At 72.7% G+C, this 14,579-nt stretch carries 2 protein-coding genes; both read right to left on the bottom strand.

What is annotated here, in order from left to right:
- Positions 1–27: 27 nt before the first annotated feature.
- The gene (locus N7925_RS31775; RefSeq protein ID WP_274345891.1) at positions 28–12,903 is read right to left on the bottom strand and encodes a non-ribosomal peptide synthetase; all 12,876 of its coding nucleotides are present in this window, start codon (positions 12,901–12,903) and stop codon (positions 28–30) included.
- Between the two features lie 52 nt (positions 12,904–12,955).
- On the bottom strand, positions 12,956–14,215 hold the full coding sequence (locus N7925_RS31770; RefSeq protein WP_274345890.1) for a cytochrome P450: 1,260 nt from the start codon (positions 14,213–14,215) through the stop codon (positions 12,956–12,958).
- Positions 14,216–14,579 lie beyond the last annotated feature (364 nt).

Raw genomic sequence — 14,579 nt, 5'->3', positions numbered from 1 at the left:
ATGTTTCCTCTCCATACTCTTCGGTGATCAAGCGCGGTGGGTGGGGTGCTCGTCGTGCCGTGCGGTCAGGCCGTGGGCCAGCTTCCCGGCCAGTACGGGGCCGATGGCCGACAGCGGCCCGGGACGGGTCATCTCCTCGTGGCCGCACGCCACGTGGTGCTGCTCCACGTGTCCGCCGATGTGCGGCAGCCACAGTCGGGGCGTCAGCGTCCCTGTGGCGTCCTGGTCGGCCGAGAAGAGCACGAGGTCACCCTCGAAGATGCCCGGGGTGAAGGCGCGGGCCGCCCGCGCGTTGCCGAGGTAGACCTCGACGAGCCGCTCGGTGGCGTCGTCGTCGAGGTGGTTCCCGCCGGCCTGGCCGCGCACCGTCTCCGCCACTTCCGCGCGGTCCGGCGGCGTGGCGGGAGTGCCCGCCAGAGGGTAGGCGTCCAGGGCTGCCAGCAGGGCGACTTCGGCGCCGGCGGCCCGCAGCCGTACAGCCATCTCGTGGGCGATCAGCCCGCCGACCGACCAGCCGACGAGGTGGTACGGGCCGTTCGGGTCGACCTCGCGGATTCGCTCCACGTACCGCGCGGCCGTCTCCTCGACGGTGGCGGACCGCTCGCACGGGTCCGTCAGGCCGGGCGACTGGAGGGCGTACAGCGGGTGCAGCCCGGGGATGTGCGGGGCGAGCCCGGCGAACGACCAGCCCAGTCCGCCGGCGGCGGGGACGCAGAACAGCGCGGGCCCCTCGCCTCCGGGGCGCAGCGGTAGCAGGACGTCGAACTCTCCCCCGCCTGGGCCGGAGCCGGTCTCCAGCCGCTCGGCGAGCTCGGCGACGGTGGGGGCCTCGAACAGGCTCCGCAGGCCGATCTCGACGCCCAGCGCCTCGTGCAAGCGGCCGATGAGCGCGGCGGCCAGCAGCGAGTGTCCGCCCAGGGCGAAGAAGCTGTCGTCGATTCCGACCCTCGGCACGCCGAGCGCCTCCGCGAACAGCTCGCACAGCAGTTCCTCGCGCGGGGTGCGCGGGGCGCGGCCGGACGCTCCGGAGGTGGATCCGGGAGCGGGCAGCGCCTGCCGGTCGAGCTTGCCGTTGGGAGTGAGCGGGAACCGCTCCAGCGGCACGACCGCCGCCGGCACCATGTGACCGGGCAGCGCGGTGGCCACGTGGCGCCGCAGTGCTGTGGCGTCGGCGGTGTGCCCGGCGGCGGGCACCACGTAGCCGGTCAGCGTCCGTCCGCCGCGCCCGTCGTCGTAGAGGATCACCGCGGCCTGCGTGACGGCCGGGTGGGCCAGGAGCGCCGCCTCGACCTCGCCCGGCTCGACGCGGAACCCGCGCACCGAGAGCTGGTGGTCTGCACGCCCGCCGAAGTGCAGCCGGCCGTCCCGGTCCCAGCGCACCAGGTCACCCGTGCGGTACATGCGCGCACCGGGCGGGCCGTAGGGGTTGGCCACGAAGCGCGCCGCGGTCGGTCCCGGCCGGCCGGCATAGCCGCGGGCCAGCCCCGGTCCGCCGACGTACAGCTCGCCGGTGGCACCGGGTGGAACGGGGCGCAGCCGGTCGTCGAGGACGTGGACGCGAACCCCGCCCAGGGGTCGGCCGATGGTCGGCTCGTCGTCGCCGTTCAGCGGCTCGCTCATGGTGGCGCACACGGTGGCCTCGGTCGGCCCGTAGGCGTTGACAAGACGGCGGCCCGGTCCCCAGCGGCGGACCGCGTCCCGCGGCAGGGCGTCGCCCGCGGTGACGAGGGTGGTGACGGAGGCGAGCGCCTCCGGCGGGAGCAGCGGCAGGGCGACGGGCGGCAGGGTCACATGGGTGATCCGGTGCCGGGCGAGCACCTCGGCCAGCGGGCGGCCGGGGGTCAGTTCGTCCTTGGTGGCCAGGACCAGTTCCGCGCCCGCCAGCAGCGCCGTGGTGACTTCGGAGAAGGCCGCGTCGAAGCTCGGGGACGCGAACTGGAGCATCCGGTCCCCCTCCTCCACCCGGAACCACTCGATCTGGCGGACGGCCAGGTTGGCGGTGCCCGTGTGGGTCACGATCACGCCGTTGGGCCGGCCGGTGGAACCGGAGGTGAAGATGAGGTAGGCCGGGTGTTCGTGCCGCAGGGGCGCGGTCCGGTCGCTGTCGGTGGGGTCGGTGTTCGGCGCGGCGGCGATCGCCGCGGCGGTCGCCGGCTCGTCCAGGTCGAGGACGCGCATGCCGCCGGGAAGCGGCGACGGGAGCGCGCCGAGGGCGTCCTGGCGGGTCACCACCAGCGCGGGCCGGGCGTCGCCGAGCATGGTGCGGAGGCGCTCGGCGGGGTAGTCCGGGTCGGCCGGCAGGTACGCGGCGCCCGCCTTGAGCACGCCGAGGAGGGCCGTGATCTGGTCGGCCGAGCGGGGCAGGGCGAGTGCGACGAAGCTCTCCGGCCCGATACCGAGTCCGGCCAGGGTGTGCGCGACGCGGTTGGCGCGCCGGTTGAGCTCCGCGTACGTCAGGGTGGACGCGCCGGACCGCAGGGCGACGCCGTCGGGCATCCTCGCCGCCCGGGCCTCGAACAGCGCGGTGACGGTGTCGTCGGGCACGGTTGCACCGGTGCCGGACCAGTCCTCGATGGCACGGGCCTCGTGCGGCAGCAGTACCCGGGCGGCGGCGAGGGGCTTGTGCGGGTCGGCGGTGAGGTCGTCCAGCAGGAGCGCAAGCCGGGTGACGATGTGCTGGGCGGTGATGTCGTCGAAGAGGTCCTTGCTGTAGCGCAGTTCGACGGCGATGCCGGCGGGCTCGGTGGCCTCGAAGGTCTCGCCGAAGGTGAACTCCAGGTCGAATTTGGCCACGCCCGGGTCCACGAGTACCTCGGTGACGGTCGTGCCGACGATCTCGGCCGTCGACGGCCGATAGTCCCGGACGGTCGCGAGGACTTGGAACAGCGGGTGGCGGGACATGCTGCGTTCCGGGTTGAGCGCCTCGACGAGCCGTTCGAACGGTACGTCCTGGTGGGCGAGCGCGGCGAGCGTGTTCTGCCGGACCCGCCGGACCAGGTCGGCGAAGGCCGGGTCGCCCGAGGTGTCGGTGCGCAGCACCAGGGTGTTGACGAAGAAGCCGACGAGCCCGCCGAGCGCCGTGTCGCCGCGTCCGGCGACCGGGGTGCCGACGGGGATGTCGGTGCCCGCGCCGAGCCGGGTGAGCAGGGCGGCGAGGCCCGCCTGGAGAACCATGAAGGGCGTGGCTCCGGTCTCCCGGGCCAGGTCCCGCAGCCGGTGGTGCAGCGTCGCGTCGAGCTCCGCCGTCACGGTGCCGCCGCGGTGGCCGAGCACGGCGGGGCGCGGGCGGTCCACGGGCAGGGGCAGTTCCTCCGGCAGACCGGCCAGTGCCGTCCGCCAGTGGGCCAGTTGGCGGGCGACGAGGCTGTCCGGGTCGTCCTCGGAGCCCAGCACCGCGCGCTGCCACAGGGTGTAGTCGGCGTACTGGACCGGCAGCGGACTCCAGTCGGGGGCGGCGCCGGAACGTCGCGCCCGGTAGGCGGCGCCGAGTTCGGCGGCCAACGGGCCGAGCGAGGCTCCGTCGCAGGCTATGTGGTGCAGCACCAGGAGCAGGACGTGCTCCTCCCTGCCGAGCCGGAACACGGTGGTGCGCAGCGGGAGGTCGGCAGTCAGGTCGAAGCCGCGTCCGGCGGCCTCCGCGAGCGCGGCGGGCAGCCGCTCCTCGATGGTGTCCATCACGGCCGGTCGGGGCGCGGCCGCGGCGGTGTCCCTGACTGCCTGGGAGGGGACTCCGCGGACGGCCGGGTACACGGTGCGCAGGGTCTCGTGGCGGTCCACCAGGTCGGTCAGGGCGGCCCAGAGGGCGTCGAGGTCCAGGGGCCCGGTCAGCCGCAGAGCCATGGGCACGTTGTAGGTGTCACCAGTGCCGTCGAGCTGGTTCAGCAGCCACAGCCGCTGCTGGGCGTAGGAGAGCGGGATCCGCTCCGGGCGCTCGGCCGGGGTCAGGGGCGGGCGGGCCGTTCCCGCGGAGGGGAGCCGCTCGACGAGGCCGACGGGGGTCGGTGCCTCGAAGACCGCCCGCAGGGCGAGTTCGGCGCCGAAGGCGGTACGGACGGCGTTGACCAGCCGGGTGGCCAGCAGGCTGTGCCCGCCGTGGTCGAAGAAGCTGTCGTCCGCGCCGACGGAGGGCACGCCGAGGACGTCCGCGAAGAGGGCGCACATCAGCTCCTCGGCGGGGTTGCGCGGGGCGCGGCCTGGCGTGTCGGTGTCGAAGTCGGGTGCGGGCAGGGCCTTCCGGTCGAGCTTGCCGTTGGCGTTGACCGGCAGGGCGTCCAGGACCACGGTGGCGGCCGGCATCATGTGCTCGGGGAGCGTGGCGGTGATGTGCCGGGTCAGTTCCCCGTGGGTGGGGCGGGCGCCCGGCACCGTGGTCACGTAGGCGACGAGCCGGCGTTCACCGGTGGGGGCGGTGTGGGTGGTGACGATGGCGTGGGTGACCGCGGGGTGGCGGGTGAGGACGCTCTCGATCTCCCCCGGTTCGATGCGGAATCCCCGGATCTTGACCTGCTGGTCGGCGCGGCCAAGGTAGTGCAGGACGCCGTCGGCGTCCCAGCGGGCCAGGTCACCGGTGCGGTACATGCGGGAGCCGGCGGGGCCGTGGGGGTCGGGCACGAAGTGGTGGGCCGTGAGGCCGGGCCGACCGAGGTAGCCGTCGGCGACCTTGGGTCCGGCCAGGTACAGCTCACCGGTGACCCCGGCGGGCACGGGGTGCAGCCGGGCGTCGAGGACGTGCACGCGGGTGCCGGGCAGCGGCTGCCCGATGGGCGGCGCGCACACCTGGCCGGAGGCGGTCTCGTACCAGCCGGTGGCGTAGACGGTGGATTCGGTGGGCCCGTACAGGTTGGCGATCCGGACGCCGGGGGCGTGCTGTCGCAGCCTGCGGACGAGGTGCTCGGGCAGTGCCTCGCCGGCCAGGACGATCCGGTCGCAGTCCAGCGATGTGCCTGCGTCCAGCAGGGCCGACACGACCGACGGCACGCCGCTGATCAGCGTTCCGGACCAGGGCCGTTCGGCGAGCGCCAGGAGGTCGGTGACGACCTCGACGCAACCGCCCGCGAGCAGCGGCGCGAAGATCTCGAACACCGACACGTCGAAGGACAGCGACGTCGAGGCCAGCACCTTCGCCAGGCCGTCGGCGCCGAAGCTGCGCACCGCCCAGGACAGGAACACCGACATGGACCGGCGGGAGACGACCACGCCCTTCGGCCGGCCGGTCGACCCCGAGGTGTAGATGACGTACGCGGGTGAGGCGCCCGGGACCGGTGTGCGGTTGGTGAGCGACGTGCCGGGCATCCCGGCGAGCGCGTCGACGGTGTCGGCGCCGTCCAGCACGATGGCCTCGGCGCCGGCAGGCAGGCGGTCCGACACCGACGTCCGCGTCACCACCAGGCCGGGTGCGGCGTCGGCGAGCATGAACGCGATGCGTTCAGCCGGGTACGCCGGTTCGACGGGCATGTATCCGGCGCCGGTCTTGAGCACCGCCCAGACCGCCACGATCATGTCGGCGCCGCGGGGCAGCGCCACGGCGACGAGATCGCCCGGGCGGACGCCACGCGCCTGGAGGAGGTGTGCCAGCCGGTTCGCCCGGCCGTCCAGTTCCGCGTAGGACAGGGCGGTGCCGCCACTGACCACCGCGGTGGACCGGGGCGAGGCGGCCGCGGCGGTCTCGAAGGCCGCGACCACGTCCGTCACCGGGCCGGGGCCAGTAGTGCCGCCCCACTCCTCCACGATGCGAGTGTGCTCGTCCGGCGAGAGGATGTCGACGGCTCCGAGGGGCAGCCCGGGGGCGGCAGCGACGGCCGCCAGCAGGTGGACGAACCGGTAGCCCAGGCGGGCGACCGTGTCCTCGTCGAACAGGTCGGCGCTGTAGGCGATCCGGCCGGTGACGCCGGACGGTGCCCCGCTCTCGTCGAAGCGCTCGCTCAGCTGGACGTCGAGGTCGAACTTCACCGAGGTGGGGTCGATATCGGGGACGCCGACCCGCAGGCCGGGCAGGCGGGGGTCTGGCTCCGCGTTGTTCTGGAGCGCGAGCATGACCTGGAAGAGGGGGTGCCGTCCCAGGGAGCGGGGCGGGTTGAGGACCTCGACCAGGCGCTCGAAGGGCACGTGGGGGTTGCCGTACGCGGCCAGGTCGGCCTCGGCCACCCGGCCGAGCAGTTCGGCGAAGCCGGGGTCGCCCGAGGTGTCGGTGCGCAGCACGAGGGTGTTGACGAAGAAGCCGACGAGGTCGTCGAGCGCCGTGTCGTCCCGTCCGGCGACCGGGGTACCGATGGGGATGTCGGTACCGGCGCCGAGCCTGGTCAGCAGTGCGGCGAGGCCGGCCTGGAGCACCATGAAGAGGCTGGCGTTGTGTTCGCGCGCCAGGCGGGCGAGCCGGTTGTGCAGGGCGGGGTCGATGGTCAGGGGCACGGACCCGCCTCGGTAGCTGAACTCGACGGGCCGGGGGCGGTCCGTGGGCAGGTCCAGCTCGGCGGGCAGCCCGGCCAGGGCGCCCCTCCAGTGGGCAAGCTCCTCGGACAACCGGCTGTCGGGGTCCTGCTCGCTGCCGAGGACCTCGCGCTGCCACAGGGTGTAGTCGGCGTACTGGACGGCCATGGGCGGGAAGCCGGGCGCGCGGTCGTCGGCTCGGGCGGCGTAGGCGGTGGCGACGTCCCGGGCGAGGGGCGCCATGGACCAGCCGTCGCCCGCGATGTGGTGCAGCACCACCAGCAGGACGTGCTCAGCGGGTGACAGAGCGAACAGGGTCGCCCGGAAGGGCAGTTCGTGGGTGAGATCGAAGTCGTGACCGCAGGCCTCCGCGATGGCGGACCGCCAGGTCTCCTCGTCGGCCGGGACCACGTCGATTCCGACGGTCACGTCCGCCGGGTCGTGGACCAGCTGGCAGGGTTGGCCGTCGGCCTCGGGGAAGGTGGTGCGCAGGCTCTCGTGGCGGACCACCACGTCCCTCAGGGCCTCGGTCAGGGCCTGCCGGTCGAGGTCGCCGGAGAGCCGGAGGGCGACGGGGATGTTGTACGCGCCGCCGGCCTTGCCCAGGCGGTTGAGGAACCACAGCCGCCGCTGGGCGTACGACAGGGGCACCACGGCGGGCCGGTCCGCCGGCACGAGGGCCGGCCTTCCAGGGCCGGCGGGGCCAAGGCGCCGGGCCAGCTCCGCCACCGTCGGCGCCTCGAAGACGGCCCGCACGGTCAGCTCGGCGCCCAGGGCGGTGCGCACGGCGTTGACCAGGCGGATCGCCAGGAGCGAGTGGCCGCCCAGCGCGAAGAAGCCGTCGTCGACGCCGACTCCGGGCACGCCCAGGACCTCGGCGAACAGTCGGCAGAGGGTTTCCTCTTCCGCTGTCCGGGGTGCGCCGCCGCGTACCTCGGCGTCCAGGTCGGGGACGGGCAGGAGGGCGCGGTCGAGCTTGCCGTTCTCGGTGACCGGGAGCGAGTCGAACACGACGAACGCGGCGGGGATCATGTAGTCGGGCAGCCAGTCGCGCAGGTACTCCCGCAGAGATGTGGTGAGCTGACCGGACTCGCGGAAGGCGACCGGGGCGTTGGTGAGCGCGCCGCCGTACGCCCGCTCGCCGTCGTCGGCACCGTGGGTGACGAGGGGCACCGTCGGCGAGCCGGCCGAGGCGGTGGCGAACAGCACGTCCAGGCGGCCCTCGGTGTCGCCCTCGGTCCAGGTGAGCGCGGTCCGGTAGCCCAGTTCGGAACCGAGCGCGGTGAGGTCGTCGGGGTCGATGCCCTCGGCGCCGGCGTACGCCTCGCGGATGCGCGCGAGGTCCTCGCCCGCCACCAGTGCCCGCGCGGCCGCGGCCTCGGCCGCCGTGCGCGCGTTGGGGACTCCGGTCACGCGGAGCGCCTGCGGCCGGCCGGAGGCCAGGGCGTCCCGCAGCGCGGTCAGGCCCGTGACGTCGTCGGCCCAGTTCAGCACCGGGGCGCCGGTGACGGTGAGCAGGTCGCCCGGCCCCTTGCGGTGGAGGACGACGTCGTACCGGTAGCGGCTGAGCTCGTTGTGGAAGCCACCGCTCTTGACTCTGATGTCCACGCCGCCCACCAGCGCGTTGCCGGAGCCGAAGCGCTGGAAGAAGGCGGGAGCGACGAGCAGTTCCTTCTCCCGCAGCACGCGCCGGTCGACGTCGCGGCGCAGCTCGGACGCGTCCGCCGGGTCCGGCGTGCGGGCCAGGGCGACCGCGGTGTGAAAACCGCGCAGGAGCGTGTGGTTGCGTATGTCACCGACGAACACCGAGCCGCCGGGGGCGACCAGGCCGACCACCCTGTCGAGCACGGATTCCAGGTACCCGGCGTGCGGGAAGTACTGGGTGACCGAGTTGATGACGACCGTGTCGAAGTAGCCCTCGGGCAGCCCGTCGACATCGTCGGCCGGCTGGACGCGCAGCTCCACGCGGGAGCCCAGCTCGGGCAGGTCGTGGAGGCGGTCGCGGAGTGTGGCGATGGCCTCGGCGGAGAAGTCGGTGGCCCAGTAGGCCTCGCAGTCCCCGGCGAGCCGGCTGAGGATCAGCCCGGTGCCCACTCCGATCTCCAGCACGCGCCGAGGGCGCAGTGCGCGAACGCGGTCGACGATGGACGCGCGCCACTCGCGCATCTGCTCCAGCGGGAGCGGCTCTCCGTCGTAGCTGCTGTCCCAGCCGGTGAAGTCCTCACCGAACTCGGCGCCAGTGGCACGGCCGTACATGCCGTCATAGATTTGCTGCCACTCGGTGACCTGCTCGCGGGTGCCGGTCTCGACGCGCTCGTCCAGGCGCTGCCAGTCGACCACCACATAGCCGACGAGCCGCTGTTCGCCCAGGTGGTCGGGGCGGGCCAGGACCTCTGCCTCCCGTACGTCCGGGTGCCTGGCGACGGCCGCGGCGACTTCGCCGGGCTCGATGCGGAAGCCGCGGATCTTGACCTGGTGATCGGCGCGTCCGCCGAACTCCAGTCGCCAGTCGGTGTTCCAGCGGGCCAGGTCCCCGGTGCGGTACATCCGGGACCCAGGAGGGCCGAAGGCGTCGGCGACGAACTGCTCGGCGGTGCGGCCGGGGAGGTTGACGTAGCCGCGGGCGAGTCCGGCGCCGGCCAGGTACACCTCTCCGGTCACACCCCGGGGCACGGGGCGGAGCAGGTCGTCCAGGAGGTACACCCGGGTGTCCGCCAGCGGGCGGCCGATCGGCACGGTCGTGCCCGCCTCGAAGGGGGCGCGCACCTCGTGCTGGGTGGCGCAGAGGGTGGTCTCGGTCGGCCCGTAGAGCTGGCGCACGACCGCCCCCGGGGCGTGCTCCAGGACGCGCTGCACGGCGACCGGCGAGACGACGTCGCCGCCGGTGAGGACTTCCCGCACGCCCGCGAGGCAGCCGGGCTCGTCCTCGGCGAGTACCCGGAAGAGGCCCGCGGTGAAGTGCACCGCGGTGATCTCCTCCCGCTCGATGAGGCGGGCGAGCGTGCCGGTGTCCAGGCGTCCGGGCGGTGCGAGCACGACGACCCCGCCGGCCAACAGGGGCACCCACAGCTCGTAGTCGGAGATGTCGAAGGCGTACGGCGCGTGGAGCAGGACGCGTTCGTGGTGCCCGGTTTCCCAGCACGGGTCGGCCGCCAGTGCGAGGACCTCCCGGTGGGCGACGGCGACGCCCTTGGGCAGGCCGGTGGAGCCGGAGGTGTACATGATGTAGGCGAGATGGTCCGGGTGTACCCGCACGGCCGGCGGGCCGGAGGGCACGGGCTCGTCGTCGAGCGGCTGGTCGTCGAGGACCACGACGGTGGCGTCGTGGTCGAAGCGGCGGGCGAGCATGGCCCGGTCGGTGAGCAGCACGCTGGAACCGGTGTCGGCCATGACCCACGCAAGCCGCTCGGCGGGGAATGCCTCGTGGAGGGGCACATAGGTGCCGCCCGCCTTGAGCACGGCGAGGATGGCCACTGCCAGCTCCGGGGAGCGCTCCAGGAAGACGGCCACCCGGGTCTCGGCGCGCACGCCGAGCCCGACGAGCCGGTGGGCCAGCCGGTCTGCGCGGTCGTCCAGGTCGCCGCGGGTCAGCTCACGGTCGCCGGCGCGGACTGCGGGCGCGTCGGGTGCGGCGGCGGTGATGACGGTGAAGCGCTCGTGGAGGGTGGTGCCGGTGTGGGCGTCCTCAGGCAGGGCGGGGTGCGCGCCTGCGGGGTGTGCGGGGGCGGTGCGGCAGAGGAGGCGGTCGCGCTCCTCGGCGGTGAGGATTTCGATGGCGCCGATGCGCCGACGGGGGTCTTGTGCCACGGACGCGAGAATGCGAACGAGGCGCTGGACCAGCCCGGCGGCGCCGGCCCGGTCGAAGAGGTCGGTGCTGAATTCCAGGACGCCGGTGATCCCGGCGGGCGTCTTCCCGTCACCGAAGGTCTCCGCGATGTCGAACGCCAGGTCGAACCTGGCGGGCCGCAGGGCGTCGGGCTCGACGGCTACGGTCAGGCCCGGAAGGGTGAGCTCGGCGGCGGCGTTGTTCTGGAGGGCGAGGAAGACCTGGAACAGGGGGTGCTGGGACAGCGAGCGGACCGGGTTGAGCAGCTCGACCAGCCGCTCGAAGGGCACGTCCTGGTGGCTGTAGGCGGCCAGCGCGGTATCGCGGACGCGGCGCAGCAGGTCACTGAAGCGGGGGTCGCCGGAGGTGTCGGTGCGCAGCACCAGGGTGTTGACGAAGAACCCGACCAGTTCGTCGAGGGCCGCGTCCGTACGGCCCGAGATGGGGCTGCCGACGGGGATGTCGGTGCCGGCGCCCAGCCGGGTGCACAGGGTGGCGACGGCGGTCTGGAGGACCATGAAAAGGGTGACGTTGTGGCGCTGGGCGACGTCGAGGAGGCGGGCGTGCAGCTCGGCGTCGAGCGCGATGTCCACGGTGCCGCCGCGGAAGCTGAGCTTGCGGGGCCGCGGCCGGTCGGTGAGCAGGGTCAGCTGCTCGGGCAGGTCGCCGAGGGTACGCCGCCAGAAGTCGGTCTGCGCGGCGAGGACGCTCTCCGGGTCGTCTTCCGCGCCGAGCACCCGGCGCTGCCACAGGGTGTAGTCGGCGTACTGGACGGGGAGCGGTGCCCAGTCGGGGGCCCGGCCGTCGAGCCGGGCGGCGTACGCGGTGCCGAGGTCGCGGGCGAGGGGCGCCATGGACCAGCCGTCGCCGGCGATGTGGTGCAGAACCAGCAGCAGGACGTGCTTGTCCGGTGCGAGCGGGAAGAGGTTGGCGCGCAGGGGCAGTTCGGTGCCGAGGTCGAAGCCGAGTGCCGAGACCGCCGCGAGTTCCGCAGGCAGCAGTTCCTCGCTCACCGGGGTGACGGTCAGGGCGGGGCGCGCGGTCGCGGCGTCGAGAATGACCTGGCGGGGTTCGCCGCCGGCCTCCGGGTAAACGGTGCGCAGCGATTCGTGCCGGGCCGCGAGGTCGGCCAGGGCGTCGGCGAGAGCCGCGCGGTCCAGGTCGCCAGTGATCCGCAGGGTGGCCGGGATGTTGTAGGCGGCGCCGCCGTCCTCCAGACGGCTGAGGAACCAGAGCCGTCGCTGGCCGTGGGAGAGAGGCAGCTCCGCGGGCCGGTCGCCAACGGCGAGTGGGGGGCGGGCCCGGTCGCCGCCGGCGAGGAGGGCCGCGAGCGCCCGCACGGTGGGTGCCTCGAAGACGGCGCGGACGGGGAGTTCGACGTCGAGCCTGGCGCGGACGCCGTTGGTCAGACGGGTGGCGAGCAGCGAATGGCCGCCCAGGTCGAAGAAGTTGTCCTCGATCCCGGCGGACGGTACGCCGAGGACCTCGGCGAACAGTCCGCACAGGATCTCTTCCTGCGGGGTGCGTGGTCCGCGGTAGGTGCCGGTGGCGGCGGCGAAGTCAGGTGCGGGCAGGGCCTTGCGGTCGAGCTTGCCGTTGGGGGTCAGGGGCAGTGCGTCCAGTCCGACGATCGTGGAGGGCACCATGTGGGCGGGGAGCCGTTCGGCGAGGTGTGTGCGGAGCGGGGTGGTGACCGCGGCGTCGTGGCCGGGGGCAGGCACCGTGTAGGCGACGAGGCGCTTCTCGCCTGCCTGGTCCTCGTGCACGACGACCGCTGCCCGGGCAACCGCCGCGTGCTGGGTCAACGCGCCCTCTATCTCGCCGAGTTCGATGCGGAAGCCGCGGATCTTGACCTGGCGGTCGACCCGGTCCAGGAACTCCAGGTTCCCGTCGGCCCTCCGGCGGACGAGGTCGCCGGTGCGGTACATGCGGCCGCCCGCAGAGCCGAAGGGGTCGGCGACGAAGCGCTGGGCGCTGAGGGCGGGCCGGTTGAGGTAGCCGCGGGCCACGCCCGCGCCGGCGAGGTAGAGCTCTCCCGCCACTCCGGAGGGCACCGGCCGCAGCGCACTGTCGAGCACGTACGCCCTGGTGTTGGCGAGCGGCCGGCCGATGGGCGGGCGGGCGGCGCCCTCCTCGTCCAGGAGTGCCGCCGTGGACCAGATGGTCGTCTCGGTGGGCCCGTAGACATTGGTGACCTCGCGCGCGGCCCCGTGCAGCGCGCTCGCCAGCGGCTGGGGCAGCGCCTCACCACCCACGAGGACCCTCAACTGCTGGGGATCCTCGGGGTTTCCCGAGGCCAGCAGGCTCTGCCACAGCGAGGGCGTCGCTTGCATCACGGTGGCGCCCGAGGCCGAGATGAGCTTGCCCAGGGCGTTCGGGTCCTGGCTCGTCTCCTTCGAGGCGAGCACGACCCGTCCGCCGCTGATGAGCGGAAGCAGCAGTTCGAGGTTGGCGATGTCGAAGCCGAACGTCGTCACCGCGAGCAAACGGTCCTCCGGGCCGAAGGAAAGCCGGTCCCGGAAGTCCGAGAGCAGATTGACGAGGTTCTCACCAGTGACGACGGTGCCCTTGGGAGCCCCAGTGGATCCAGATGTATAGATGACGTAAGCGGGATTTTCAGAATGGAAGCAATTGCTTTGCTCGAGCGGCATACTTCAAATCCTCGTCACGATGCGATGTTTGCCCGGCGGACAGCTCGCTGGTTCAGCGGCGGGTGAAAAGGGTGGCCGGGAGCCGTGTGGGGCCCAGTACGCCAATCGATTCGTGGAACTCCACGGATTCGTTCCGGGAAATCTCGATGCGCTCGAAACGCCGCAGCAGGGTCTCTGCGGCGATACGGGCCTCCAGCCGGGCCAGTGGCGCACCCAGGCAGTAGTGGATACCCTTTCCGAACGCTAGGTGGCGACCGGAATTACGGTGGATGTCGAACCGGTCGGGATTTTCGAACCGCAGCGGGTCGCGGTGCGCGGAGGCCAGCCACACGCAGACCATGGAACCGGCGGGAAGGGTACGCCCGCCCAGGTCCGCATCACGGGTGGTAAGGCGCTGGTCGCGGACCAGCGGGGGCCTCCAGCGCAGCACTTCCTCGATGGCCCCGGGCAGCAACGCGGGGTCGCTCCGCACCTCCGCCAGCGCGGCCGGGTGCTCGTCGAGCGCCATCACAGTGTTCGCGGTCAGCACGGACGCGGGCAGGTATCCGGCGATGAGGAACATGCCGATGACGCCGACGATCTCCTCGTCGTCCAACGTCCGGCCGTCGACCTCCGTGGTGGCGAGCCGACTGGTGAGGTCGCCCTGGGGCCGGGCGCGACACTTGGCGATGTGGTGGACGAGGTACTCGCCGGCCCGCCGTACGAGGTCCGCCACATTCTGCATGGCGGCCTCGTCGGCGACGCTCAGCTGACCTGCGGGACGCGATCCGAGCAGGGCTTTTGCCCATTCCGCGATCATCGGATGGTCGCTCTCGGGGATGCCGAACAGCTCGGCGATGACGATCGCGCTGAGCGGGCCGGCGAACTCTTCGACCAGGTCGCAGCCTGCCCTGTCACCGCGCTCCGCGACGATGTCGTCCAGAAGCCGCTCGGCGAGCCGGCCGATTCGCGGCTCCAGGGCCGCGGTGACCCGTGGGGAGAACGCCTGGCTGACGAGACCGCGCAGATGGGTGTGGTCCGGCGGGTCGATCCCGACGAAGTTGCCCCGGGCCGCCCGCGCGAGCTGGCGCTGGCCCTCGGGGATGAAGTGGTTCATGTCGCTGGAATAGGTCCGGTGGTCGCCCAGGACCTGCACCGCCTCGTCGTAGCGGAAGACTTCCCAGACCCCTGGCTCGCGGCCCTCGCCGACCGCCTCGGCCCCGCGCCTGCCGTCCAGGTAGGCAAAGAATTCCTCGATACGCCGATCGAAAGGCAGGCGCGATAACACAGTTAAGTCAGTCAACGAAATCCCCCGCGAGATATGCGCACCCACCGGGCGCAATTGACGACGGCGCGTGAAGGGGGTTACCCAGTTGAGGCATCCCCTAATTGCACCCGCCTCATTCTTTCAGTTTCAGCGATGACGGAACTTTTCCGACGCTACCTGGATCAAATTTGGACTGTCAAGGGCGATTTTCGACCGTCCGATGGCGACTTGACGGCACGGTCCGGGCCGCCCACGAGAACCGGACAAACCATGATGCAAGGCACCGTACTCACTGACACGGGGGTGGCGAGAAATCGCCTGCCATACGCAAATGGGTCATGTATCGTCGCCACCAGAGCGCTTGAACACGTTCGGCGGTCCACGGGGGACAGTGGGGGGGCGTAATCGCTTTGCAGCGTTCGGGATTCCC

This window comes from Streptomyces sp. CA-278952, from assembly GCF_028747205.1.
GTDB lineage: Bacteria > Actinomycetota > Actinomycetes > Streptomycetales > Streptomycetaceae > Streptomyces.
Note: the sequence above shows the minus strand (reverse complement) of the source record. Positions and strands in the feature narration are given on the sequence as shown.